Origin of the sequence: Streptomyces liliifuscus (assembly GCF_016598615.1) — a bacterium.
GTDB classification, from domain to species: Bacteria; Actinomycetota; Actinomycetes; order Streptomycetales; family Streptomycetaceae; genus Streptomyces; species Streptomyces liliifuscus.
The window spans coordinates 6,532,011-6,557,427 of record NZ_CP066831.1; the positions used below are offsets into that span (position 1 = coordinate 6,532,011).

19 protein-coding genes are annotated in these 25,417 nt (G+C 70.6%); 7 read left to right on the forward strand and 12 right to left on the reverse strand.

Annotated features, from left to right (window positions below; genetic code table 11):
* Positions 1 to 59: 59 nt before the first annotated feature.
* The gene (locus tag JEQ17_RS28275; RefSeq protein WP_200397797.1) at positions 60 to 608 is read left to right on the forward strand and encodes an acyl-CoA thioesterase; all 549 of its coding nucleotides are present in this window, start codon (positions 60 to 62) and stop codon (positions 606 to 608) included.
* A gap of 181 nt (positions 609 to 789) precedes the next feature.
* On the opposite strand, the gene JEQ17_RS28280 is transcribed toward JEQ17_RS28275, so the two are convergent.
* Positions 790 to 2,238: an LCP family protein gene (locus JEQ17_RS28280; RefSeq protein ID WP_234048394.1), complete on the reverse strand. Its 1,449-nt coding sequence runs from the start codon at positions 2,236 to 2,238 to the stop codon at positions 790 to 792.
* Positions 2,239 to 2,365: 127 nt separating this feature from the next.
* Here JEQ17_RS28280 and JEQ17_RS28285 point away from each other — a divergent pair, with 127 nt between their 5' ends.
* On the forward strand, positions 2,366 to 3,394 hold the full coding sequence (locus JEQ17_RS28285; protein WP_200397798.1) for a glycosyltransferase family 2 protein: 1,029 nt from the start codon (positions 2,366 to 2,368) through the stop codon (positions 3,392 to 3,394).
* A gap of 68 nt (positions 3,395 to 3,462) precedes the next feature.
* Here JEQ17_RS28285 and JEQ17_RS28290 read toward each other — a convergent pair whose 3' ends face one another.
* The 6 genes from JEQ17_RS28290 to JEQ17_RS28315 all read right to left on the reverse strand — a co-directional run bounded on the left by JEQ17_RS28290 (position 3,463) and on the right by JEQ17_RS28315 (position 11,112).
* Positions 3,463 to 3,885 (reverse strand): spore-associated protein A, encoded by a 423-nt coding sequence (locus JEQ17_RS28290; RefSeq protein ID WP_200397799.1) that lies wholly within the window; start codon positions 3,883 to 3,885, stop codon positions 3,463 to 3,465.
* Positions 3,886 to 3,909: 24 nt separating this feature from the next.
* Positions 3,910 to 4,356 (reverse strand): hypothetical protein, encoded by a 447-nt coding sequence (locus tag JEQ17_RS28295; RefSeq protein ID WP_200397800.1) that lies wholly within the window; start codon positions 4,354 to 4,356, stop codon positions 3,910 to 3,912.
* Between the two features lie 223 nt (positions 4,357 to 4,579).
* Positions 4,580 to 6,172 (reverse strand): LCP family protein, encoded by a 1,593-nt coding sequence (locus tag JEQ17_RS28300; RefSeq protein WP_200397801.1) that lies wholly within the window; start codon positions 6,170 to 6,172, stop codon positions 4,580 to 4,582.
* A gap of 651 nt (positions 6,173 to 6,823) precedes the next feature.
* Positions 6,824 to 8,560, reverse strand: a complete 1,737-nt coding sequence (locus tag JEQ17_RS28305; RefSeq protein WP_200397802.1) for an LCP family protein — start codon at positions 8,558 to 8,560, stop codon at positions 6,824 to 6,826.
* Positions 8,561 to 8,818: 258 nt separating this feature from the next.
* Entirely contained in the window at positions 8,819 to 10,153 is a 1,335-nt protein-coding gene (locus JEQ17_RS28310) for an LCP family protein (protein WP_200397803.1), read from the reverse strand.
* A 203-nt stretch (positions 10,154 to 10,356) separates the two neighbouring features.
* The gene (locus tag JEQ17_RS28315) at positions 10,357 to 11,112 is read right to left on the reverse strand and encodes a TIGR03089 family protein (protein ID WP_200397804.1); all 756 of its coding nucleotides are present in this window, start codon (positions 11,110 to 11,112) and stop codon (positions 10,357 to 10,359) included.
* A gap of 110 nt (positions 11,113 to 11,222) precedes the next feature.
* Between JEQ17_RS28315 and JEQ17_RS28320 the strand changes: the two genes are divergently transcribed.
* Both JEQ17_RS28320 and manB read left to right on the forward strand, forming a co-directional pair.
* Positions 11,223 to 12,947, forward strand: a complete 1,725-nt coding sequence (locus JEQ17_RS28320) for a peptidoglycan recognition protein family protein (RefSeq protein ID WP_200401762.1) — start codon at positions 11,223 to 11,225, stop codon at positions 12,945 to 12,947.
* Positions 12,948 to 13,114: 167 nt separating this feature from the next.
* Entirely contained in the window at positions 13,115 to 14,197 is a 1,083-nt protein-coding gene (gene manB / locus JEQ17_RS28325) for a mannose-1-phosphate guanylyltransferase (protein WP_200397805.1), read from the forward strand.
* A gap of 183 nt (positions 14,198 to 14,380) precedes the next feature.
* Here manB and JEQ17_RS28330 read toward each other — a convergent pair whose 3' ends face one another.
* The 4 genes from JEQ17_RS28330 to JEQ17_RS28345 form a co-directional block, all read right to left on the reverse strand.
* On the reverse strand, positions 14,381 to 15,415 hold the full coding sequence (locus JEQ17_RS28330; protein ID WP_200397806.1) for a DNA-3-methyladenine glycosylase family protein: 1,035 nt from the start codon (positions 15,413 to 15,415) through the stop codon (positions 14,381 to 14,383).
* Between the two features lie 82 nt (positions 15,416 to 15,497).
* On the reverse strand, positions 15,498 to 16,865 hold the full coding sequence (locus JEQ17_RS28335; protein WP_407700164.1) for a coenzyme F420-0:L-glutamate ligase: 1,368 nt from the start codon (positions 16,863 to 16,865) through the stop codon (positions 15,498 to 15,500).
* 59 nt (positions 16,866 to 16,924) lie between these two features.
* Positions 16,925 to 17,884 (reverse strand): 2-phospho-L-lactate transferase, encoded by a 960-nt coding sequence (gene cofD, locus JEQ17_RS28340; RefSeq protein WP_200397807.1) that lies wholly within the window; start codon positions 17,882 to 17,884, stop codon positions 16,925 to 16,927.
* 41 nt (positions 17,885 to 17,925) lie between these two features.
* Positions 17,926 to 18,429, reverse strand: coding sequence for a cysteine dioxygenase (locus JEQ17_RS28345; RefSeq protein ID WP_189845020.1), 504 nt, complete (start codon positions 18,427 to 18,429; stop codon positions 17,926 to 17,928).
* A 738-nt stretch (positions 18,430 to 19,167) separates the two neighbouring features.
* Between JEQ17_RS28345 and JEQ17_RS28350 the strand changes: the two genes are divergently transcribed.
* The 3 genes from JEQ17_RS28350 (at position 19,168) to JEQ17_RS28360 (ending at position 24,849) form a co-directional block, all read left to right on the forward strand.
* Positions 19,168 to 19,431 (forward strand): WhiB family transcriptional regulator, encoded by a 264-nt coding sequence (locus JEQ17_RS28350; RefSeq protein WP_053723761.1) that lies wholly within the window; start codon positions 19,168 to 19,170, stop codon positions 19,429 to 19,431.
* 226 nt (positions 19,432 to 19,657) lie between these two features.
* Positions 19,658 to 23,323 carry a glycosyltransferase family 2 protein gene (locus JEQ17_RS28355; RefSeq protein WP_200397808.1) on the forward strand — a complete coding sequence of 1,222 codons (3,666 nt, stop codon included), beginning with the start codon at positions 19,658 to 19,660 and terminating at the stop codon, positions 23,321 to 23,323.
* A complete protein-coding gene (locus JEQ17_RS28360; protein WP_200397809.1) occupies positions 23,320 to 24,849 on the forward strand; it encodes a DUF5719 family protein in 1,530 nt (509 codons plus the stop codon). The genes JEQ17_RS28355 and JEQ17_RS28360 overlap by 4 nt, the downstream gene beginning before the upstream one ends.
* A 26-nt stretch (positions 24,850 to 24,875) precedes the next feature.
* Here JEQ17_RS28360 and JEQ17_RS28365 read toward each other — a convergent pair whose 3' ends face one another.
* Positions 24,876 to 25,328, reverse strand: coding sequence for a metallopeptidase family protein (locus JEQ17_RS28365; protein WP_200401764.1), 453 nt, complete (start codon positions 25,326 to 25,328; stop codon positions 24,876 to 24,878).
* Between the last annotated feature and the right edge of the window lie 89 nt (positions 25,329 to 25,417).

Here is a 25,417-nt window from a genome sequence, read left to right on the forward strand (position 1 = left end):
GGCTGTTGCAGAGCTGATGCAAAGCAACCCTTGCGAGTGCCCGGCATAAGGTGGGCGGCATGACAGACCAGGCCCGTGCCCCGGAATCCGATATTCCGGGCAAGCCGACTTCGGCGTCCCGAACCACCCTGAGCCACATCATGAGCCACAACGACACCAACCTTCTGGGCACGGTGCACGGTGGCGTGATCATGAAACTGGTCGACGACGCGGCCGGCGCGGTGGCCGGGCGGCACTCCGGCGGGCCCGCCGTGACCGCCTCGATGGACGAGATGGCGTTCCTGGAACCCGTACGCGTAGGCGACCTCGTGCATGTGAAGGCACAGGTGAACTGGACGGGTCGTACGTCGATGGAGGTCGGCGTCCGCGTTCTCGCCGAGCGTTGGAACGAGTCGACGCCGCCTCAGCAGGTGGGCTCGGCCTACCTGGTCTTCGCCGCGGTGGATGCCGATGGCAAGCCTCGGCGGGTGCCTCCGGTGGTTCCGGAGACCGAGCGGGATCGGCGTCGCCATCAGGAGGCGCAGATTCGTCGTACGCATCGGCTTGCCCGGCGGCGGGCGATTGTGGAGTTGCGGGAGAAGCGGGCGTCCGAGGGGCTCGACGACTAGGGCGGCTGCGGCTGCGGCTGGGGCCGCGGGTGCGTTTGGCGGGTGCGGGCCGGATGTGGCTGGTCGCGCAGTTCCCCGCGCCCCTTACGGGGCGCGCCTGACTGGGCCGGGGAACGAGGCTCGGCCGGAGATTTGGGCGGCCACCTGGTATTCGGATGTGAGCCCCCGCCGGATTGGTTCTCTACGGGCAGACCACCTGGTCGCCCGTCACCGTTTTGAATTCGCCCTGGGTGGGGTCTTCCGCTCGGACCTTGTGGACCTGTTTGAAGTCCGCGCCGGCGATCACCTTCATGAGCGGGCCCTGGCCGTTCACGGGGCGTAGCTCGCTGCCGGGCAGGGCTGTGGCGAGGGATTTCGCGGAACGGTCCCAGCGGGGGTCGTACTGGACGATCGTGCGCGGGACCGAGCGGTCGGGGGCGTTCACGGGGGCCCGGGTCGTGCGGAAGCCGGTGGCCGCCAGGCCGCTGTCGACGCGGCGGCCGAGGCCGGCGGTCATGGTGCCGTTCTCGACCTGGACCCGGATCTGCTGCGGGGCGACATCGACACGCAGGGCGTTCGAGCGGACCCGGTGCGGGGCGAGCGGCTTGTCGTCGCGCAGGGTGCGGAAGAGCCGGTCCGCCTTCTGCTCGTCCCACTTCAGGGTCGAACCGATGCCCTTCACGGCGTACCCCATCTTCCCGATCGGGACCGTCGTGAACTCCGAGGAGGACGGCGAGAAGCTACGCATCGCCCGCCCCAGGTCGACGAGTTCGTCGGACCCGAGGCCCTTGTCGGCGCGCACCGAGCCGAGCACGGCCCCGGTCACGTCCCGGAACCTGATCGGGTTGAGCAGCACTCCCGACGAGGTGGCCCGCTCGATCAGCGCGGCCAGGAAGCGCTGCTGGCGCTGCATCCGGCCGAGGTCCGAGGCCCCGTCGATGTGCCGCGAGCGCACGTACTGCAGCGCCTGCCCGCCGTTCAGATCGTGCACACCGGTCGGCAGGTCGAGCCCGGTGTAGGTGTCCTTGAGCGGCTTCACCGTGCAGATCCGGACCCCGCCGAGTACGTCCACGGTCTTGATGAAGCTGGTGAAGTCGACCTCCAGATAGTGGTCGATCTTGACGCGGGTCATGTTCTCGACGGTCCGCACGGTCAGCTGCGGCCCGCCCTCCGCGTACGCGGCGTTCAGCTTGACCGGGTGCGGCTGGTGCCGTCGGCCGGTGGTGCGGTCGATGTGGGCGGGCGTCTCGGCGTACGAGTCGCGCGGCAGGCTCACGATGCTGGCCCGCTTCCGGTCCTCGGAGAGGTGCACGATCATGATCGTGTCGGTGCAGTGGCAGGGGGCGCCGCCGAGCCGGTACTTCTCCTTCTCCTCCGGGGTGATCCGGTCGCGGCCGTCGGTGCCGACGAGCAGGACGTTCATGCCGTGGCCGTGCGCGGGCCGGTTCTTCATGTCCTTGAAGGGGTCGATCCGGTCGATGTCGGAGCCGAGACCGGTGAGCAGCGCGTGCCCGATGCCGGCCGCCGCGAGCACCGTCACGGACACCGAGGTCGTCACCCGCATGGCCCAGCGCGGCCGCCTGCGCCGTACGGGCGGCCGCGCTGGGCGCTGCCGCTGTGGGCGGGCGGGGGAGCGGGGCGGCGTGGGCAAGGCGGACACCTCCGCGTCGGCCGGGTGTGGGGGTCCGTGAGCACCGTAGGCCCATACGATCTGCGGCCCGGCGCAGGGACCGGGCGGCGCGCGTCCGTGTCCCCCATTCGCGGTAACGTAATCCGCGATGAACGCCAAGCCCGACGCGCAGCTCCCCGCCGTTTCCGTGATCATGCCCGTCCTCAACGAGGAACGGCATCTGCGCGGAGCCGTCCAAGCGATCCTCGCCCAGGAGTACGGGGGCGAGATGGAGGTCGTGATCGCCATCGGTCCCTCGACGGACCGTACGGACGAGATCGCGGCCGAGCTCGTACGAGAAGACCCCCGTGTGCACACGGTCCCGAACCCGACCGGCCGCACCCCCGCCGCGCTGAACGCCGCGATCAAGGCCTCGCGCCACCCGATCGTGGTACGCGTCGACGGGCACGGCATGCTCTCGCCGAACTACATCGCGACCGCCGTCCGCCTCCTGGAGGAGACCGGCGCGCAGAACGTCGGCGGCATCATGCACGCCGAGGGCGAGAACGACTGGGAGCACGCGGTCGCCGCGGCGATGACGTCGAAGATCGGCGTGGGCAACGCGGCCTTCCACACGGGCGGCGAGGCCGCACCGGCCGAGACCGTGTACCTCGGTGTGTTCCGCCGTGAGGCCCTGGAGCAACAGGGCGGCTACAACGAGGAGTTCATCCGCGCCCAGGACTGGGAGCTGAACTTCCGGATCCGTGAGGCGGGCGGCCTGATCTGGTTCTCGCCCGAGCTGCGGGTCTCGTACCGCCCGCGTCCCTCGATGCTGGCCCTGGCCAGGCAGTACAAGGACTACGGGCGTTGGCGTCATGTCGTCGCCCGCTACCACTCGGGTTCGATCAACCTGCGCTATCTGGCCCCGCCGGCCGCGGTCTGCGCGATCGTCCTCGGGCTCGTGGTGGGCGCGGCGGTGACGCCCTGGGGCTTCCTGGTCCCGGGCACCTACCTGGCGGCGATCGCCCTCGGCTCCCTCCCCGCGGGCAGGGGGCTGCCGCTGAAGGCCCGGCTGTGGATTCCCGTCGCCCTCGCCACCATGCACATGTCGTGGGGCATCGGCTTTCTGAGCAGCCCGAAGTCACTGGCGAAGAAGGTCATCGCGTCGCGTCGGCCGGCGGTGCTGAGCGAGAACTGACCGCCTCCGCGGCAGACATGACGAAGGCCCCTTCCGGACAGGGAAAGGGGCCTTCGCCGTTCGCGGGATCAGCCGCAGTGGCGCTTGTAGTTGACCTGGATGTAGCTCGCGTTGCCGGCGGTGCCGCCGTAGTCGATGCAGGTGTCCACGGCCTTCAGGTACACGGGACCCGCGTAGTAGCTGAAGTTGCCCGAGTCCACCTCGCTGGCCCTCCACACGGTGTCGGTCCGGTGGACCCGCAGCCGGGCGTCCAGATACATCGACGAGCCCGGGGTGTCGCTGACGGTGACGACGCAGTTGTAACCGTTGGAGCTGTTGTACGTGACGAAGACGTTGCCGTCGCCGACGTCCCTGGAGCCGATCACGCTGTAGCCGGACCCGCAGCCGCCGTTGTAGGAGGCGGCCGAGGCGGTGCCGGTGGCGGCGACCGTTCCGGCGACCGTCAGGCCGAGGACGGCTGCCACCGAACCAAGTCGCTTGGTGTTGAACATGTTTGAGTTCCCGTCAGATCGGTGTCAGCCGCAGTGGAAGTAGCCGGACGGCGGAACGTGGTCCTGGATGATGTTGTTGCCGTTCAGGTTCCACACGTCCGTCTCGACCGCGATACAGCGGTCCACGCCCTTGAACTTGAAGTTCGCGTAGTAGAGGTACTGGCCGTCGTCCCCCGGGGGGACGTAGCCGTCCTTGTTCGTCCAGGCGTCCACTCTGATGCGGGACTTGACCCCGTAGTACGAACCGCGCTTCACGGCCGCGACGCAGTTGTAGGTGCCGTCCCAGAACAGGTAGGTCGTGGCGTACGTGGTGCCGTTGTACGTGTTGTTCCAGCTGTCGATCTGGGAGCCGTTGCAGCCGTACGTGGCTGCGCTGGCGGCGGGCGCCGTGACGAGCGAGTAGCCCGCGATGCCCGACAGCATGAGGGCCATCGAGGTGGCGTAGCGGGCGACTTTGCTCCTGGACTTCACGTTGCACTCCTGAAGGGCTCGACGGGGGAAGGAAGATCGTCGAGGATGATCACATCATCGAACTGCTCTTCGACAGCAGGTGTGATGTGTACATGTCCATTAATGGCCATGGAATGACTGATTCCGTGCGCTTGGAGTCCGCTCGATCCCGCACGTCAGGAGGCGGTGCGAGTCCCTCGTACCTGCGGTGGGGCGGCCGCTCGGGACCGCCCCACCGGGACGGCTACCAGCGGTAGGGCTTGTACACGTCCATGCACTGGCTCTTGTCCGACCCGTTGATGGCATCGGCGTTGCCGGGGATGTCCCCGGCCTTCGGGGCCGACTTCTTCGGATAGGCCGTGCCCGTACGCCAGTCGGCGCCCACGACGAGGGTGACCCCGGAGACGTCGGTGCTCCGCTTCACCGAACTCATCGGAATCCCCAGCGACTTGGCGACCCGCTGGGCGTCGCCCTCCAGGTCCGCACTCGGATAGCGGACGACCGTCTTGTCCTCGCTGAGCGACGCCGAGCGGTCCGCCACAGCCTGGGTGAAGCCCTTGCCGACGAGCTGATCCGCGATCGCGCTCGCCCGCAGGGGCGCCGCCCCCTCCGTGCTGGTCCGCGTGCCGTTCTGCACCTGTACGGCGATCTGGCCGTCGGCCGCGGCCGGGTCCTTGGAGGTCTTCTCCTCGGTCTTCTTCGCGCCCGAGTCCGTGCCGTTCTTGTCGAAGGGCACGTCGTCGCGGAGCATCGACCACAGCTTCTCGGCGTCGGCACCGGCCGGCACCACGTGGTTGGCGTCCAGCGGGTCAGGGACGTTCGGCATCGTCGTCATGGTGATGCGGTTCGTCGGTACCGTCTTGAGCTGCATGCCCAGGTCGTACAGCTTCTTGACCGTGCCGATCTCCTCGGAGACCGTCAGCGACTTCGTGGCCGCCTCGGCCAGACCCATCAGCCGGCCCGTGTCGGTGAAGACGTTCTGGTCCTTCATCCCGCGGATCATCGAGTTCATGTACATGTGCTGGGCCCTGGCCCGCATGAGGTCGCTGCCCCAGGCGTGGCGCGTGCGCAGCCACTGGAGCGCCTGCTTGCCCTGGACCTTCTTCGTACCGGCCTTCAGCTTCAGGCCGGAGCCGCCGGGCACACCGGGCAGCGGGCCGTCCTTCACGTTCTGTCTCACACAGACCTCGACCCCGCCGATCGCGTCCGCCATGCTCACGACGCCCGCGAAGTCGATCGTCATCCAGTGGTCGATGTAGACCCCGGTGAGGTTCTGCCAGGTGGCCAGGGTGCAGCCGGCTCCGCCGCGGGACAGCGACGTGTTGATGATGTCGTTGGTCGCCGAATAGGTCTTGCCGTCCTTCGGGTCCGTGCACTTGGGGATGTCGACGCGGGTGTCGCGCGGGATGGTCACCACCGCGGCGCTCTTGCGGTCCGCGGACAGGTGGATGAGCATTTGCACGTCGCCCAGCGGCGGGTTGCCGCGGTTGTCCCGGCTGCCGCCCAGGGCCACGTTCGCGTCGGAGGCACGGCTGTCGGAGCCGACCAGCAGGATGTTCAGCGGAGTCTGCCCGGCAGCGTTGGGCGCCGTCTTCGGCGCCTTCGAGTCGCCGCTGCTGCGCTCGCCCTTCTCGATGTTGTTGTTCAGGTGCCGGTAGTACAGGTATCCCGTGCCGGCGGTCCCGAGTATCGCCACCGCCAGGACCGTCGCAGACCAGCGCAGGGCCCGCCGTCTGCGGCGGGACCGGTCGGTCTCCTGGCCTCCTGGGCGCCGCGGGTTCCCGCCGTGCCTGCCCGGTCCGGCCGCTGTGCCCTTGCCCTGCGGTGCGAGGGACATCGTGTCCTCGACCGCTGGCACCTCCCCCTGCACACTGCTCCGACTCAACTCCCTGCCCCTTCCCCACCCCTGTTGCCCGACACGAGGCCGCGCCCCGCGTCCGGCCCTCCCTGGCCGGTGCGGAGCGAACCCTGTCAGGCCACCCTGTCCGACACTGGTCCGCCACCTGTCAGACCCCTGTGGGCCCGAACCGGGTTGGCTACGCATCGGCAAAATCAGCGACCGGCACGGTCGCGTGCTGTCGGCCCGGTATGCGGCCGACGTCGGACGGACGTGCAGTCGACACAGCGGTGCCCCACGTCAGACCAACGTGAGCCCCGCACGGTTGTGTTCCAAGCCGCAAAACTCCGAACCGAATCCCAACCGACCCGCACCTGAGACGGACTGACCTGCACCTGCCGAGTGCCGACCCCGCACTTGGCACCGGCCAACTCGGCACCTGACACCGGCTGAATCCGCCCCCAGGCAAACCCTCCTCGGCATCAGGCAGACCTGCCCCCGAATCCGAGCAACCCGCCCCCCAGCGCCGGCCGAGCCCGTCCTCGGCACCGAGCAGATCGGCCCCCGGGCCCCAACTCCACACCAGGCAAAGGCCCGCCGCTCGCCCCGTAAGACGTGCGGCAGGCCCGTCAGGTCGCTTGCGTCAGCGGGTCAGCTGGCGCACTGGACCTTGTCCGCCGTGGACTTCTCCACATCCGGGGTGGCGGCCGAAGCGGAGTTCAGCTTCACCCCGGCGCCCTTGAAGTCCTCTCCCAGCGTGAGTGTCATCGTCGGCAGTCCCTGGGAGTTGGTGACGCTCTTGCCCGGCTTCATCGCCGATCCGCTCAGACCCATGATGTCGGCCAGCCTGCGGGCCTGGTCCGCCTGATCGGGCGCGTACTCGAGCGTCGTCTTGGGCAGTGTCTGGCCCGAGTTGCCCGCGTTCTCGGACTTGGACACACCCGCTTCGAGCTGCAGCCAGTTGAGCTGGGCCTGCGCACTGCCGTCCGGGGCACCGCCGTTGAGGATCTGCACGCGCACCTCCGAGGCGGCGGACTTCTCGCCCTTGAGACGGGCGGCGACCGCGGCCTTCTCCTTCGCCTCCTTCTTCTTCACGGCGGTGAAGGAGGTGTCGCTCTTGATCATCTGGAAGACCTGGGGCGCGCGCGACTCGTCGACGACGACGGTCGCCTTGATCTTCTCGGCCGGGTTGTCCCGTACCGGCACCGTGGTGAAGGTGATGTTCTTCGGCGGCACCTTCTTCAGCTCCAGCGCCACGTCCTTGAGCGTGCTGACCTTTCCGATGCCGGTGTCCACCGTCAGTGCCTTGGTGGCGGCCTCGGCGAGCTTCAGCAGCTTGCTGGGGTTGGTGAGGGTGTCGCTGGACGCCATCTTGCGCATCAGCGATCCGAGGAACTGCTGCTGCACCTTGATGCGGTCGAGGTCGCCCTGGTTGCCGAAGCTGTGCCGGGTCCGCACGAAGGCGAGCGCCTGCTCGCCCTCGACCTTGGACGTACCGGCCGGCAGCTTGAGCTTCGACTCCTTGTCGTCGACGGCCTTCTCCACACAGACGTCGACGCCGTCCACCGCGGTGGTCAGGGTCTTGACGGCGTTGAAGTCGGCCATCATGAAGTGGTCCACCGAGATGCCGGTGACCTCCTTGACGGTGCGCATGGTGCAGCCCGGGTCCCGGCCGCCCTGACCCAGGCTCGTGTTGAAGCGCTGGTTGAGCGTCCCGGAAACGATCTTCTCCGTGCCGTCCTCCTGCTTGGTCGGACAGTCCGGAATGTCGACCATCAGGTCACGCGGAATGCTCATCGCGGTCGCGTTCGTACGGTCCTTGGAGACGTGCAACAGGATGTTCGTGTCGGCGTGTCCGACGCTGCCCTTGTCGCCGTAGCCCTCGTTGCCCGCACCGGTGCGCTTGTCCGTACCGATGATCAGGATGTTGAAGGCCTCGTCCTTGCTGAAGCCGCTCGCACCCGCGCTGCCGACGTCCGTCGTGCTGACGTTGCCCTCTAGGTGCTTGATGTAGGCGTACGCGGCCGCCGAGACACCGACCAGCACGAGGGCCATGCCGCCGCCGGTCCACAGCAGTATCTTCTTCGCCCGCGACTTCTTGGGTTTCGTCCGGCGGCGGCCCGGAGGTGGCTCGTCCGGCGTGCCGCGGCGCCTGCGCGGTCCGGGCACATCGGTGCCCGGAATCTCACGCTCACGCTCACGACCCGGCGCGGTACGCGGGCGTGTTGCCGCCCCTCCGGCGCGGGTGGCGGTTCTCCGGGGACCGGGAACCGTCGACTGCGGTGCGGAACTCTGCAGTCGCAGTTCGTAGTCGCCTGTGTTCGGGTTGAGTACCCACTGGTCTGCGGGGTCGATATCGTCCGCCCGCCCACGGCCTTGCGCGTCCACGGTTGCTTGAGTCCTCCGTCGGGGCCACGCGGCGTCTTTCCCCCTCAAAAGACGCTCGGTCAGTCGGTCCAACCAGTGCGCGACCTCAGGACGGACCTCAGGACCGGGTGCACCGGATCGCTCACACTATCCGCCCAGTTCGGCGCCGAGCGACGACGGTGAGAAATTCCACTTCCCTACAACCGGGCAATCCACCCAATTCTTTGAACGTACGTTCCCCGTCTTGGTGTGCTCTTTACCCAGAGGCCTGTTCGGGCGTTAACCGCAGGCGTCCTCGGCGGCCGTGTTCCCACGGAAAGTCGGCGCGGGACTCGGCGTCAGCGAAGGGTCTTCGGGCCGCTTTGCGCCCGATTTGCCATCTTCCTGACTGAAACCCTGGCGGTGGCCCCTCTCCCGCTCTCCATAACTCCCCTCGCGGGGCTCGTAGTTGTACGAATCGCCGTAAGCGTCCCCGTCACCGACCGACTCCGCACCGCTCCTCTTTGTGCCGGAATCCTCCGGAAGTTCCTTCGAGACCTCCAACGGGGCGTCCATGCGCAGCCGTTCGAAGAGTTTCTCCGCCTCGGGTTCCACGAGCTGGTCGCGATTGGCGTTGTACGCGTACGACTCCCGCGGCACCGTAAGGAATTGCACACGTTCGGTGGGGATGTTGCGCATGCCCCGGACCAGGTCGTACAGGCCCCGCAGGCTCGCGAGGCCCGGGTCGGTGGTGAGCGAGGAGGTCGCCGCGTCCAGCACCGGATAGAGCTTCACCGGATTCAGCAGTACGTCATTGCTGCGCACCTTGTTGACGAGGGCGCCCAGGAACCGCTGCTGGCGGTCCATCCGGTCGGTGTCGCTGCCGTCACCGATGGTCTTGCGGGCGCGTACGTACCCGAGGGCCTGCTCGCCGTTGAGCTTCACCTTGCCCGCGGGCAGCCGGAGCTTGGCGGCGGGATCGTCGATCGGCTCCTTCAGGCACACCACGACCCCGTCGACGGCGTCGACCATGTCCTTGAAGCCGTGGAAGTCCACGACCATGTGGTGGTCGATCCGGATGTCGGTCAGCTTCTCGACCGTACGGATCGTGCACGCCGAACCGCCGCTCTGGAAGGCGTAGTTGAACATCGCGAACGTCGGCGAGGTGCGGCTGCCGTCGGGCCGCCGGCAGCTCGGCACGTCCACCATCAGATCGCGGGGGAGGGAGACCGCGGTCGCGCTGCGCCGGTCGGCCGGGAGATGCAACAGGATGGTGGTGTCGGACCGCTCGGTGCCGGAGTCCCGTCCGTACTTCTGGTTCCCGTCCCCCGACCGTGAGTCCGACCCGATCAGCAGGATGTTCTGCGCGTCGCGCACCAGCGAGGTCGGCCGCTCCTTCTCGAACCGCGCGAGTTCGGCGGCGGTGTCGTCGTCCGACGTGATGTTGCCGTTCAGCTTCTCGTACAGCACCCAGCCGGCTCCCGCGGCGCCCACCACGACCACGACCACGCCGACCGCGGTGTACCGCAGCCACCGCCTCCGCCGCCGCCTGACCCCGGCCCCGGTGGGAGACGCCCCGACCCCGGGCCCGACCGCCCCCGGCGCCGCACCCCGAGTCCCTCCGGTGTCGCTCACGTCTGAGTCCACCCCTCATGGCGTACGGGCCTGCTCCTACGACCATGGCCCGGGAGGGGGCGGGAGGCTCCGGGGGGTGGGCCGAATGGGGGATGGGGAGGGGCCGGCTGCGGGCCCCTTCTTAGGGGCGCGGGGAACTGCGCAGTCTTTTGGGGGTTCGGGGGCGGAGCCCCTGAGTCAGCCCCTCACCCCGGCGGCCCCCGTCAACGAGCCGTAGCCGAAACCCGCTCACTCTCGATCCGCTTCGCCAACGCATCCTCCCCGACCTGCTCAAGGTTCCGGCACAACACCACGGACCCCCCGACGGCGAGCGGAGCGAAGAGCCCGGCGCTCAACCCCTCCCACGTGTCGTACGAAAGCGCGGACAACAACCGAGCCCCCGGCCCGCCCAGCCCCAGCCCGGGCGCATCCGCACGAGCCCGCTCGACAACCTCCGCCCCCGTCAGCTCCGCCCCGGCGACAACAACCGCGGGCGACTCCGGATCCACAGGCCCGTACGCCTGGAAGACATCCCCCTGACCGGGCACCTCGACGGCGTAGTCGGCGTATCCGGCCGGCACCTGGGCGAACCGCCGCCCGAGCGGCGCGAGCGACAACGCCACCCGCTCCCCGGAACACGCGAGCCCGGCCTCGAACTGCCCGGGCCCGGCCACCACATGGTCGGCCGCACCCGCATCACCCCCGACATCCGCCACGACCCCCACGGAGGAACAGGCGAGCAGCCACACCGCCGTCTGCCAGTGCGCGGGCAGCAGCAACGCGACCCGCTCCCCGGGCTCGGCGGCCAGCTCGCCCTGGAGCAGGTTGGCGGTCTTGGCCACCCAATTGGCGAAGGTGGCCACGGACAGTTCGACACGTTCACCCGTGGCGTCGTCGTAGAAGGTCACCAGGGGGCGCGCGGGATCCGTGGCGAGCGCGGATCGCAGCAGGTCGGCAGGGGTGCGGTCGGTGGCGTTCACGGGACGCAAGGGTACGCGGACACCCGCCCGGGCGGGTGAGTGAGGGCCACCGGTTCGGCGGAGTCCGGCCGACGGTCCGTCAAATCCCAGATGGACAGATAAGTATGACTATGTCCAGGATCAGGGGCATGCGCGGATATCTTGCTTCCTCGATTGCCGTCACGTGTGCGGCCGCCCTGGCCTTCCCCCTGGCCGTGTCCACCGACGCCGCGGCCGCACCCCCGGCGGCCGAGAGCCCGACCACCGACCGGGCGACACCGGACAGACCGGCATCCGAACGAACGGCCAGGGCCCGACCGGAAACACCGAGCACGTCGACGACATCGGCCGAGACGACAACATCGGCCGAGACGGCCGCCTCGGCCGAGGCGGCAGCAGGAACCGCCGTCTCCGCCTCCGCGGCCTCCGCTCCCGCGACCGACCGCTCGATCCCCGGCAGCACCCAGTCCCTCCCTCTGGCACCCCTCGCGCCCCCGGCCCCGTCCTCCGGCGATCGCACCCTGCCCCCCACGTCCGCCCCCGCTTCCCCCGCCGCCTCCGCCCAAGGTCTCCCGCGACGCGACGTACGCCGCTTCTCCCTCGTGGGTGTCGTCTGGGACAACCCGGACACGGAACTCCACGGCAGCGTCCAGGTCCGTACCCGCGCGAGCGGCACCGCCAAGTGGTCGCTCTGGCAGGACGTGGACACGCACAACCACGAGCACGCGGCGGACCCGGACACCGCGGAGCGCACTTCCGGGCGCGTGCGCGGGGCCACGGCCCCCCTGTGGGTCGGCGACTCGGACGGTGTGGAGGTCCGCGTCCAGGCGGAGGCGGACGGCAGGCCGAGAACGGACGGCCGGGCCGTCGCAGGCGACCCCCTCCCCACGGGCCTGCACATCGAACTGATCGACCCCGGCGTCGACCCGGCCGCCGAGCCCCCGCCCCAGGCCTCCGGGGTGGACGCCCCGCGGGGCAACGTCCTGACGGCGGAGGCGGCGGCCTCCTCCGCCGTCAACGCCGACCTCGCCCCCCTCGGCGCCACCGCGATCCCCGCCCTCAGCCAGAAGCAGACGGAGGCCGACCTCCTGGCGACCCGAGGCGAGACGGCGGAAGCGGCGAGCGCGAAGGACAAGCCGGGCGCGAAGGACAGGCCGGGGCCCAAGGACAAGCCGGGTACGACAGGCAAGACCGGCACGATCGGCACCGCCGACGCGGCGGACCCGGCGACGGGCCAGCGCGTGAAGCCGTACATCGGTGCACGTCCGCGCATTGTCACCCGCCGGGGCTGGGGCGCCGACGAGACGCTCCGCGAGCGGAACTTCAGCTACACGAAGACCGTGAAGGCCGCCTTCGTCCACCACACCGCGTCGGGCAACAACTACCGCTGCGCGCAGGCACCTTCAGTCATCCGCAGTATCTACCGCTACCACGTGAAGAGCAGCGGCTGGCGGGACATCGGCTACAACTTCCTCATCGACAAGTGCGGAAACATCTACGAGGGCCGGGCCGGAGGCGTGGCCAAGCCGGTCATGGGCGCACACACTCTCGGTTTCAACACCAACAGCATGGGGATCGCGGTCCTCGGGAGCTTCGGTGCCGCGAACCCGCCCGCCGCCGCGGTGAAGGCGATCGCGAAGCTCACGGCATGGAAGCTCGGCCTCTTCGGAGCGAACCCCAAGGGCAAGACATACCTCAAGTCCGGGGGCGGAAATCTCTACCGAAAAGGAAAGAACGTACGACTCAATGTAATCTCCGGTCACCGGGATGGTTTCGCCACCGAATGCCCGGGCGGCCGACTCTACGCGAAGCTCGGCAAGGCCCGTGCGACTTCGGCCCGCTACCAGGGACGATGAGGTCCGGTCGGCGGGAATGGTGAGCCCGGCAAGCCGGGGTCCCAGCCCCGGCGGCTCCCCACAGCCATACCTCCCCCAGAGGCGCCCCACAGCCATCGAAACGGTCTGCATACACTGGCCGGTCGAAAGACAGTTCGACCGGCCCCATCAGGAAGCAGAGACGACAGGTGACAGAAGCGATCCTCCTGGTCGGCGGCAAGGGCACACGGCTGCGCCCCCTCACGGTGCACACGCCGAAGCCGATGGTTCCGGCGGCCGGGGTACCGTTCCTCACGCACCAGCTGGCACGGGCGAGAGCGGCGGGGGTCGAGCACATCGTGCTCGCCACGTCCTATCTGGCCGAGGTCTTCGAGCCCCACTTCGGCGACGGCTCGTCGCTGGGGCTCCACATCGAGTACGTCACCGAGGAGGAGCCCCTCGGCACCGGCGGCGCCATCCGGAACGTGGCCTCCCGGCTGAGATCGGGCCCCGACGACCCGGTCCTGATCTTCAACGGGGACATCCTGACGGGCCTGGACATCCCGGCCCTGATCAGCACCCACCGGTCCTCGGGCGCGGACGTCTCCCTGCACCTGACGAGGGTGACGGACCCTAGGGCGTACGGACTGGTCCCCACGGACTCGTCGGGCCGGGTCCAGGCGTTCCTGGAGAAACCCCAGACCCCCGAGGAGATCGTCACCGACCAGATCAACGCGGGGGCGTACGTCTTCCGCCGCTCGGTGATCGACGCGATCCCGGTGGGCCGCCCGGTCTCGGTCGAACGGGAGACGTTCCCGGAGCTCCTTGCCTCGGGCGCCCACCTCCAGGGAATGGTCGACTCGACCTACTGGCTGGACCTGGGCACTCCGGGGGCCTTCGTTCGCGGCTCGGCCGACCTGGTTCTCGGCCGCGCCCCGTCCCCGGCCGTCCCGGGCCGCTGCGGCGACCGCCTGGTCCTCCCGTCGGCCACGGTCGCCTCCGACGCCAAACTGACCGGCGGCACCGTCGTCGGCCACGGCGCCACGGTCGGCGAGGGCGCCCGCATCTCCGGCAGCACGATCCTGGACGGCGCGGTCATCGCCCCCGGCGCGGTCATCACCGACTCCCTGATCGGCGCCCGCGCCCACGTCGGCGCCCGCTCGATCCTCACCGGAGCAGTCATCGGCGACGGCGCCTCGGTAGGCCCCGACAACGAACTCCGAGAAGGCGTACGCATCTGGTGCGACGCCCAAATCCCAGCCGCAGCACTCCGCTTCTCGTCGGACCAGTAACACCGACTCGACCAAGGGCTTGACCAAGGGGGGAGCCAGAGCCTGCGCAAACAAACTGGCGCAGGCTCACACCACCCAGCCCGTCCGGCGTTTGAGGACGAGCGCGGAGCGCGATACGGGGGTTCGGGGGCGGAGCCCCTGAAAAGGGACGGGAATGGGTAGGGGCGGCGGGGGCGAAAAAACTCAAAGCCGCCCAATATCCCCCCGAGGCATCCGCGGCTGACGCCGCCCCGGCGTACGCCCACTCAACAAAATGAGCCGAGCAGCCCGATGCCGCTGCCCCGCATAGGGCTCAAGCAACGACAACATCACGGCATCATCCGCATCCCGGTCCCCGGCCAACGCATACCCCACGATCCCAGGAAGGTGCAGGTCCCCGACCGTCACCGCATCCGCCGCCCCATGACTCCGCTGCACAACCTCCGCCGAGGTCCACGGCCCCACCCCCGCCACCACCTCAAGCCGCTCCTGGGCCCGCCCCACCTCGAACCCCACCGCCTCCTCCATCCGCCGAGCCACCCGCACGACCCGCAGAATCGTCGACGCCCGCTTGTTGTCGACCCCCGCCCGATGCCACTCCCACGAGGGAATCAACGCCCAGACCCGAGGCTCGGGCATCACGAACATCCCCCCGCCCCGACCCACCAGAGGCCCGGGCCCGGGCGCCGGCACCCCGTACTTCCGCACGAGCAACCGCCAGGCCCGATACGCCTCGTCCGTCGTCACCTTCTGTTCGAGAATCGACGGGATCAACGACTCCAGCACCAGCCCGGTACGCGTCAGCCGCAACCCGGGCCGCCGATGCCGAGTCACCGCCACGAGCCGATGCCGCGGCTCGAAGGCGTCGGGATCGTCCGACTCCCCGAGCATCCGAGGCAGCTGCTCCAGCAACCAATCGGCCCCGGGCCCCCAGGCCTCCCCTTCGACGGCACCGGCACGCACGGACACCCGCAGGGTCCCGGGCCCGACCGGCGTGAGACTGGCCCGCCACACGGCCCCGTCGGGCGTCGTACGGAAGGTCGGATCGGCGGGCCCCCGCCGCAACGGCCCGAGCACGAGCCCGAGATCCAGCGGCCACGGCGGCACCCAGCTCCGCGTACGCCCGCCGAGTCCGCCCGAGACTCCGCCCGACCGGTCCGCCCGAGCCTGCCCGGGCACGACGACATGCCCGCCGCGCACGGTCGTACGCGTCGGCCGAGGATCAAAACGTCCGGCCACGAATGAGGTCCTAGGGCTTGGGGAGCTCGGTCATGCCGTACGAGGATGCCGTACGAACCGGGGGCGATGTGAACGTCGGCGCTCAACGCACCTCGATGAACGCCCCCGCATCCCGCTCGGGCCGAGCCTTCGGCTCCTCCGCCGCGTGCCCGACCGCGACGGCCCCCATGGGATCCCATCCCTCCGGGAGCCCGAGCACGTCCCGCACGACCTCGCGGCAGAACATCGTCGACGACACCCACGCGGACCCGAGCCGCTCCCCGGCGAGCGCGACGAGGAAGTTCTGCACCCCGGCGCCCGCGGCGACCACGAACATCTCCCGCTCGGCCCCGTCACGCCGCTCGTCGCCGTACGTATGCGATCCGTCCATGACGAGACACGGCACGACCAGATACGGCGCGCCCCGCAGCACGTCCCCGCGCCGCACCCGCTTGGCGATGGACTCCGCGCTCTTCCCGTCCCGCTCCAGATCGGCGACCCAGGCGTCCCGCATGGCGTCGAGCAGCCGCGTCCGCGACTCGGCCGACTCCAGGAGTACGAATCTCCAGGGCGTCGTGTGATGCGGCGCGGGCGCGGTCACGGCGGCGGCCACCGCACGCCGTACGGCATCGGGGTCGACGGGCTCGTCGGTGAAGGCCCGGACGGTACGCCGCTGGGTGACGGCCTCCCGGACGGCCTCGGAGGTGCCGAGCCGGAACATGTCGTCGCGCGCGCCCCGGACCATGCCTCGCGTCCCTTCGTCCTTGCCGTCGTCGCCGTGTGTGCCCACCACGTGGGACAGTCCGCGCACGACCGCGACGGGCAGTCCGGCCGCCTTGCCCTTGACCAGGTCGCCGGCGGAGGCGAGCTCGTCGGCGGTGGCGACGACGGTGGCGCTGAGCGGGTTCCCGTGCGCGTCCGTGCCGCCCCGCAGATCGTCGAGTGCGCGCACTCCGGCGGCCCCGATGGCGACATCGGTGAGGCCGGTCCGCCAGGGCCGCCCGAACGTGTCCGTGACGACGACCCCGACCTCGACCCCGAGCGCGTCCCGCAGCCCGTCGCGGATCGCGCGCGCGGAGGCGTCCGAGTCCTCGGGCAGCAACAGCACGGTCCCGGAGGGGGTGTTGGAGGCGTCGACACCGGCGGCGGCCATGATGAGCCCCTGCCGGTTCTCCACGATCCGCAGCGGCCCGCGCCGTGCGACGACCCGCACGGTCTCGGCGTCGATCGCGGCTTCCCGGTCCGCCGCCTCGACGATCCGCCCCTCGGCCTTGGACACGATCTTCGAGGTGACCAGCAGCACGTCCCCGTCGACCAGGCCCGGCTCGGCGCCGGCGATCAGCTTGGCGAGATCGTCCCCCGGCCGTACCTCGGGCAGTCCGGGCAGGGCCCAGACCCGGAAGCCGGGCACACCGGACGGCAGCCCTTCGTCCCCGGCCGGAACCGGACTCGCGGAAAACCCGCCGCTCATGTGCCCCGTACTCCCGAACCCTTCGCTGCCGAACTCGGCGCTCCCGGAATCGTCGTCGCTCAAGCGCCCCGCACCTCCTCCGCCAGCGCCAGCGCCTGACGGGCCATCTCGGCCGTCGCGGCCAGGTCGGTCATCATCAGGGGCACGGCCCGGCACCGGATGCCGGCGGCGGCGACCTGCTCCACGGTCCCGGCGTCCACGGTGTCGACGAGCCAGCCGTCGAGCAGTCCCGAGCCGTAGTGCTCGGCGACCGCGGCGGCCGTGGACTCGACGCCGACGGCCGAGAGGACCTTGTCGGCCATGCCGCGCACGGGTGCGTCACCGACGATGGGGGAGAGGCCGACCACCGGGACACCCGCCTCGGCGATGGCCTCCCGGATACCGGGCACGGCGAGAATGGTGCCGACGGACACGACCGGGTTGGACGGCGGGAAGAGGATCACGTCGGCCGAGGCGATCGCCTCCAGCACTCCGGGCGCCGGCTTGGCCTGGTCGGCGCCGACGGGCACCACCGCGTACGCGTCCACGGAGGCCCGCAGCCGCACCCAGTACTCCTGGAAGTGGATGGCCTTGCGCTCGCCGTCGATCTCGACGGCCACATGGGTCTCGACGCGGTCGTCGGACATGGGGATCAGCCGGACGCCCGGCTGCCACCGGTCGCAGAGCGCCTCGGTGACGGCGCTGAGGGGATATCCGGCGCCCAGCATCTGCGTCCGCACGATGTGTGTCGCGAAGTCCCGGTCGCCGAGCCCGAACCACTCGGGCCCGACCCCGTACGCCGCGAGCTCCTCCTTGACGTGGAAGGTCTCGTCGGTCCGCCCCCAGCCCTGCTCCTCGTTGATACCGCCGCCGAGTGTGTACATCACCGTGTCGAGGTCCGGGCAGACCTTCAGCCCGAAGAGGTGGATGTCGTCCCCGGTGTTGCCGATGACCGTGACGTCCGCGTCCGGCGCGGCCTGCTTGAGACCACGCAGGAACCGGGCACCACCGATGCCGCCTGCCAGAACCACAATGCGCATGCATTCAGTCTTGCAGGCGGCTACGACAACGCGTCAGCCGGTTACGAGACCTCGGCCACAGTCCCCGACTCCGCCGCGCACCGCACCGCGTGCATCGGCATCTCCGTCAACCCGGGGTAGTACACGTGCAGGCTTATGGCCGGATCGAGCGAGTCGTTGACGACCTCGTGCACGTACCCGGGCGCGAACACACGCTGGGCGCCCGCGCCCAACGCGCGCGTGCCCCGCTCGGTGCGCTCGGTCAACGCGCCCTCCAGAACGGTGAGTACGCCGGAGGAGCGGCCGTGGTCGTGCAGCCCGCTGCCCTGTCCGGGAACCCAGGAGAGCAGCCACACCTCGTAGCCGGGCCCGGTGCGCAGCCGGTGGTACCAGCGGGAGGTCGCGTCGTACTCGACGAGGTGCTCCCACTGGGAGCGGTCGGCCGCGATGGAGCGGGCGAGACCGACGAAGTCGGCCACCGTGGCCGGGTGCTCGCGCGGTGCCTGGAGGAGGTGCGGTACTTCGAGGATGTCGCCGGCGATCTGGAGGTCGCTGTCGCTGTTCATGGGTGCGGTGGGTTCCTCGGCGGAAGAGAGTGCTGGAGGACTGGGGTGTCACGTACCGTCCGCCCGGGTCGCGGGCATGAGGTGTGCCCTTGGTACGGGCGAGGGGACCAGCAGCCGGGTCTTGGTCAGGGGACCCGGCGGCAGCCGGAGCGCGGTTGGCTCAACAGCTGCGACAGCAACAGCTACAGCGAGCGTGGGCAGCACCGAGGGACCCGGCGGTGCGGGTCGAGGTGAATGCCAGGTTCGCGAGCATGCCCACTAGGACACCGGTTCACACTCACACTGTCAACTTGATGTCCGGTATGTGGGCGATGTTTCACCTCATCCGGTTCATCTCTGTGGCGAAAGGTTTGTGCAGGAGCTCGCGAGGACACATGGCGCACAACCGGGCGCACGAACCTCGTCGCGATCCCGTGATCCATAGGGCATCCGTGTGATCCACATGTGATCCGGTTCGCTTCGTCGTTCGCACAGGAACGAGATCGAACTTCTGAGCGTCCTTCTTCGTACAGGTCCTGCACGGAGACGGAGCCCGGCCGGGTCCCTATTCGGCTGTCAGGGTTTATGCCGATTTGAACACTTTCCGCAAAGCCTTGGTTCCGCAGAGTGAATAAGGGGCCCAATAGCAGATCTCGGCTTGACTGGCCCGGATCGGCACACTTGTAATTTCACTCGTGTCGTTCAGCCGAAATCGGTAACGGCAGCATCACGGGGACGCGAGACGGACGAGGGGCGCACATGACCGAGCTGTTTCAGGAACTGCTGGTCGACGAGGCCGAAGAGGAGCTCGGCTGGCAGGAGCGGGCGCTCTGCGCGCAGACCGACCCCGAGTCCTTTTTCCCCGAGAAGGGCGGCTCCACCCGCGAGGCCAAGAAGGTCTGCCTCGCCTGCGAGGTCCGCTCCGAGTGCCTCGAATACGCGCTCGCCAACGACGAACGTTTCGGCATCTGGGGCGGCCTGTCCGAGCGTGAACGGCGCCGTCTGAAGAAGGCCGCCGTCTGATCGTGGCTTGATCGCGACCTGATCGCCGGCTGCGCGCCGCCCGACCGAACGGCGCACACCCCTACGTTCCGATACGTAACGAACGGCCCGTCGCAGGTGGGTTATCCACAGGCGGCGGGCCGCTCTGCTGCCCAGCCGTTAGTGTGGGCCTCCGTCCGAGACGCCCCGCTGTCCTCTGGGGGCACAGGCGTCCACCGCAGTCCATCGAACCGGGGCCCGTACCTCGATGTCCGTGCACAGCCATTCGGCAGGTCAGTACGACACTGCCACGCCCGAGTTCCCACGGCACGTGGTCACCGCAGTGCTCGTCTCGCACGACGGTGCCCGCTGGCTCCCCGACGCCCTCGCCGGGCTGCTCGGTCAGGAACGCCCCGTACAGAACGCCGTGGCGGCCGACACCGGCAGCGCGGACGACTCCGCCCGCCTGGTCACCGACGCCCTCGGCGCCGACCGGGTGCTGCACCTCGCCCGGCGCACCGGCTTCGGCCAGGCCGTCGAGGAGGCCGCCCGCACGGCCGGCGTGCTGACCCCGGACGACCTGCCGTACCTCAAGCGCCCCAGCGGCTGGGACCCGGTCACCCGCACCTGGCGCGACGACGCGTACGACATGCCGGAACTGCCCCACGGCGAGCCCGAGCAGTGGCTGTGGCTCCTGCACGACGACTGCGCCCCCGAGGCCGACGCACTCGCACAGCTGCTGCGGGTCGTGGAGAACGAACGGGAGCTCGGCAAGGAAGTCGCGATCGTCGGCCCGAAGCTCCGCGGCTGGTACGACCGCAGACAGCTCCTGGAAGTCGGCGTCACCATCGCCCACAGCGGCCGTCGCTGGACCGGCCTCGACCGGCGCGAACAGGACCAGGGCCAGCACGACCACGTCAGGCCCGTGCTCGCCGTGTCCACCGCCGGCATGCTGATCCGCCGCGACGTCTTCGAGGAGCTGGGCGGCTTCGACCGACGGCTGCCCCTGATGCGCGACGACATCGACCTGTGCTGGCGCGCCCAGGCCGCGGGCCACCGCGTCCTCGTCGCCCCGGAAGCGGTCGTGCGGCACGCCGAGGCGTCCTCCCGCGAGCGGCGCACCGTCGACTGCGTGGGCCGCACCTCCGCCTCCCCGCACAAGGTCGACAAGGCCGGCGCCGTCTACACCCTCCTCGTCAACAGCCGCAGCGCGGTGCTCCCCTGGATCCTCGTACGGCTCGTCCTCGGCACACTGCTGCGCACGGTCGCGTACCTCGTCGGCAAGGTCCCGGGACAGGCGGTCGACGAGATCCGCGGCCTCCTGGGGACACTGCTCCGCCCCGAGCGCATCCTCGCGGGCCGGCGCAGGCGCGGCCGCCCCCAGGTCGACAAGGGCGAACTGCGCCCGCTGTTCCCGCCGCCCGGCGCGACCGTGCGGGCCACCATCGAACAGGCCGCGGGCAGCCTCGCGGGCAGCTCCGACCCGGAGCTGAACGCGGCAGGACGACACGGCAGCGCCGTCGAGTCCGGGCCCGGCGGTGACGACGCCGACTTCCTGGAGGTCGAGCAGTTCGCCCGCCTCAAGCGCGTCGCCCGCAAGCCGGGACCGATGCTCTTCGTGGCACTCCTCCTCATCTCGCTCGTCGCCTGCCGTGAGCTCCTCGGCGGCGGCGCGCTCTCGGGCGGCGCGCTGCTGCCCGCCCCGGCCGACTCCTCCGAGCTGTGGTCGCGCTATCTGGACGCCTGGCATCCGGTCGGCGCCGGCGGCACCCAGTCCGCGCCGCCGTATCTCGCACTCGTCGCGATGCTCGCGAGCCTGCTGTTCGGCTCCACCGGACTCGCCGTCACCGTGCTGCTGGTCGGTTCGGTGCCGCTGGCCGGCTTCACCGCGTACTTCGCCTCCCGGCCGCTCGTCCAGTCACGCCTGCTGCGCGCCTGGGCGTCCGTGGCGTACGCCTTCCTGCCCGCCGCCACCGGCGCGCTCGCGGGCGGCCGCATCGGCACGGCCGTGCTCGCCGTGCTGCTGCCCCTCATCGCGCGCGCGGGCATCGCGGCCAGTGGCCTCGCCTCGGAGACGGCCCGCGGCAGCTGGCGCGCCACCTGGGCGTACGCGCTGCTGCTGACCCTCGCCACCGCCTTCACGCCCATCGTGTGGCCCATCGCGCTCGTGCTGGGCCTCGCCCTGCTGGTCGTGCGCCGCGGCGAGATCCCCGCCTACGGGCCGCGCTTCCTGGCCCAGCTCGGCACCCCGCTGCTCGTCCTCGCCCCCTGGTCGCTGACGCTGCTGCCGTTCGGCTTCTTCCAGCAGGCCGGGATGGAGTACGGATCGGGGGCGGCCTCCGCGCTCGACCTGCTGGGCGGCAGCCCGGGCGGCCCCGGGACCGTCAGCGGGCTGATGCTCATCGGCATCGTGTGCGCCGCCGTGGCCGCGCTGATGCGTACAGAGCGTCAGTTGGGAATCTGGACTGCCTGGGCGGCCGGCCTTGTGGGTCTCGTCTTCGCCGTCCTGTCCAACGGCTCCACCTGGGCCGGACCGGCCACCCTCGTCTACGGGCTCGCGTTCCTCGCCGCCGCCGCGCTCGGTGCCGACGGCGCCCGCTCGCGCGTGGCCGAGCAGAGCTTCGGCTGGCGCCAGCCGCTCGCCGTGCTCATCGCGTTCGCCGCGGCCGCCGGGCCTCTGCTCGTCGCCGCCGGGTGGATGATCCGCGGCGCGGACGGACCCCTGGAGCGCCGCGATCCCGTCCAGGTGCCCGCGTTCGTCGCCGAGGAGAGCGGCACCCGCGACCAGGCCCGCACCCTCGTCCTGGACAGCACTTCGCCGGCCGAGGTCGGCTACATGCTCGTCCGGGGCTCCGGCGCCCGCCTCGGCGACGCCGAACTGGCCGCGGCGGACGGCGAGAACAAGCCGCTCGACAAGGTCGTCGCGAACCTCGTGGCGGGCTCCGGAGCCGACCAGGCCGACCAGCTCGGCGGCTTCGCCGTGCGGTACGTCCTCGTGCGCGGCGGCGCGCCCCGCGAGGTCAGCCGCGTCCTGGACGCCACCCCCGGCCTGAGCCGGCTGAGCCAGCAGGACGGCAGCGCCCTGTGGCGCGTCGACCGGCAGGTCGCGCGCGCGGCCATCGTTCCCGACTCCGGCGAGCCGCAGCCCATCGCGGCGGGGCCCGTCGAACTGCACACCAAGATCCCCGCCGGTGCCGACGGCCGCGTCCTGCGCCTCGCGGACACCGCCGACGAGGGCTGGACGGCCACCCTCGACGGGAAGCCGCTCACCAGGACCACGGTCGACGGCTGGGCGCAGGGCTTCGAGCTGCCCGCCACCGCGGGCCGGCTGGACGTCACGTTCGAGGCCCCGATGAGCCACACCGGCTGGCTGTGGGCGCAGGGCGCGCTCGCCCTCGTCCTCGTGGTGCTCGCCCTGCCCGGCCGCCGCCGTGACGTCGACGACGACCTCCCCGAGGAGCCCGTCGTTCCCGCCCAGGCCGTCTCCGGCGAGGGCCGCAGGGCCCGCAGGCTGCGCGCCCAGGCGGAGGCAGAACAGTCGGACCGGCCCGACGGGTTCACCCCCGACGACCCCTCCGCCACTCCTCCTCCTTCGGAGGAGGTCCCTGTCGCCGCGCAGGTCCCGCAGCAGCAGACCTACGGAGAGTGGGACACGACGACGTACGCGGGCGCCGAGTACGGCACCTACGGCGGCGAGCAGCAGTACCAGGGCGCCCCGCAGTACCCGGCGGGCACCTACGACCAGCAGCAGTACCAGGCGGACCCGTACCAGACGGGCCAGTACGACCCGTACGCGTCCTACGGCACGGGGAACGCGGCGTACGACCCGACGCAGACGTACTCCCAGGGCTACGACCCGGCGTACGACCCGGACCAGCACCAGCAGCCGCCCCACGGCACCGACAGTGAGCGCCCCGACGGGAGCCAGCAGTGAACCGCACCACCGTGTCCCTGATCGCCGGCGTGACCGCGCTCGCCGCCGTCACCGGATTCGCCTCGATGTCCGAGCCGGACACCGCCGGCACGGCCACGGCGAAGGCGGCCGCCCAGCTGCCCGTGGAGCGCACCAGCCTGCTCTGCCCGGCTCCCAGCACCTCGGACCTCGCGGAGACCGCGTACACGTCCTTCACTCCCGTCACCGAGGGCACCGGTGACGACGGCGCGGCCGAACTCACGGCGGCGGGCGAGGAGTCGGCCGACGGCAGTACCGACGGCTCCAAGGACGACACGAACAAGGACGACGGCAAGGGCGGCAAGGACGGCAAGGAGAAGGCCGTCCTGACGCCGAAGGAGCCGGGCAAGCCGGTCACAGGCGAGGCCTCCGGCGCCGAGTCGCCCCCGCTCGTCGGCACCGCCGAGGGCAGGTTCGCGCCCGGCTGGACCGTCCAGCAGACGACGGAGATCGAGGCGGGCAGCGGCCGCGGCCTGCTCGGCACCAACTGCACCGCTCCGGACACGGAGTTCTGGTTCCCGGGCGCCAGCACCGCCAAGGAGCGCACGGACTACGCGCACCTGACCAACCCGGACGACTCCGCCGCGGTCGCCGACATCGAGCTGTACGGCAAGGACGGCGCCCTCAAGTCGACGGTGGGGGAGGGCATCCAGATCCCGCCGCGCTCCAGCGAGGCGGTGCTGCTGTCCACGCTCATCGACGAGCCGCAGACCGACCTCACCGTGCATGTCACGGTCCGCAGCGGCCGGGTCGCCGCCGGCGTCCAGGCCATCGACGACAAGCTCGGCGGCGACTGGCTGGGCCCCTCCACCGACCCCGCGGGCAGCCTCGTCCTGCCGGGCATCCCGAAGGACGCCACATCCGTACGGCTGATCGCCTTCGCGCCCGGTGACGCCGACGCCGACCTGAAGGTGCGGCTCGCCTCTCCGAACGGGCCGATCACCCCCGCCGGAAACGAGACGCTGCACATCAAGGCCGGCATGACCTCCGCCATCGACCTCGGTGACGTCACGCGCGGCGAGGCGGGATCCCTGATGCTGACGCCGACCGGGCGGGCCACGCCGGTCGTCGCGGCCCTCAAGGTCGTCCGCGGCAAGGGCGACAAGCAGGAGACGGCGTTCATCCCGGCGACCGGCCCGGTGGACACGCGCGCGACGGCCGCCGACAACCGCTCCAAGGGCTCCACGCTCTCCCTGGTGGCCCCGGGCCGGGCCGCGAAGGTCAAGGTCACGGCGTCCGCGGGCAGCGGCGGCGGCACGGCCGCGGAGAAGACGTACACGATCAGGGGCGGCACCACCCAGAACGTCGAGCTGCCCGTTCCCAGCGGGCTCAAGGGCACGTACGCGATCACGGTCGAGCCGCAGTCCGGTGGTCCCGTCTATGCGGCGCGCATGCTCGAAGAGGCCAGTGGCGGTGTACCGATGTTCACGGTGCAGACGCTGCCGGACGACCGGGGAACGGTGGAGGTACCGGACGCGGCGCAGGATCTCTCGGTGCTGCAGAAGTAGGACGCCGCACGTCTCCGGAAGTGCGGTCAGTCCTCCCCGTACCGGGGATCCACCGTCTCCGGAGTCAGGCCCAGCAGCTCGGCGACCTGCTCCACCACGACCTCGTGCACGAGCGCGGCCCGCTCGTCGCGCCCCTTGGTGCGGATCTCGACCGGGCGGCGGTAGACGACGACACGGGAGGGCCGGCCCTCGTGCGCCGGGATCGTGCCGCCCAGGGGAACCGTCTCGTCGGCCCAGCCCTCGTCACGCGCCGGGTCGAGCCGGGGTACCTCCAGCACCAGGAACTCGATGTCGGCGAGCTGCGGCCAGCGGCGCTCCAGCCGCTCCACGGAGTCCTGCACCAGATCCGCGAAGACCTCGGCCCGAGGCGCCGAGAGGGGTACCTGCGGCGGCGCCACGGGGCCGCGCATCCCCCGCCCGTGTCGATCACGACGACGGGGCCTGGGCTCGGCGGCACGGGGCGGTACGGGGTTGTCCATCACTGACGAAGAGTAGTCCCCAGACCCTTGCCCCGCCTGCACGTGTCCACCGACGCTCACCCCCTCGGGGGAGCGGCTCCGGGGCGTCC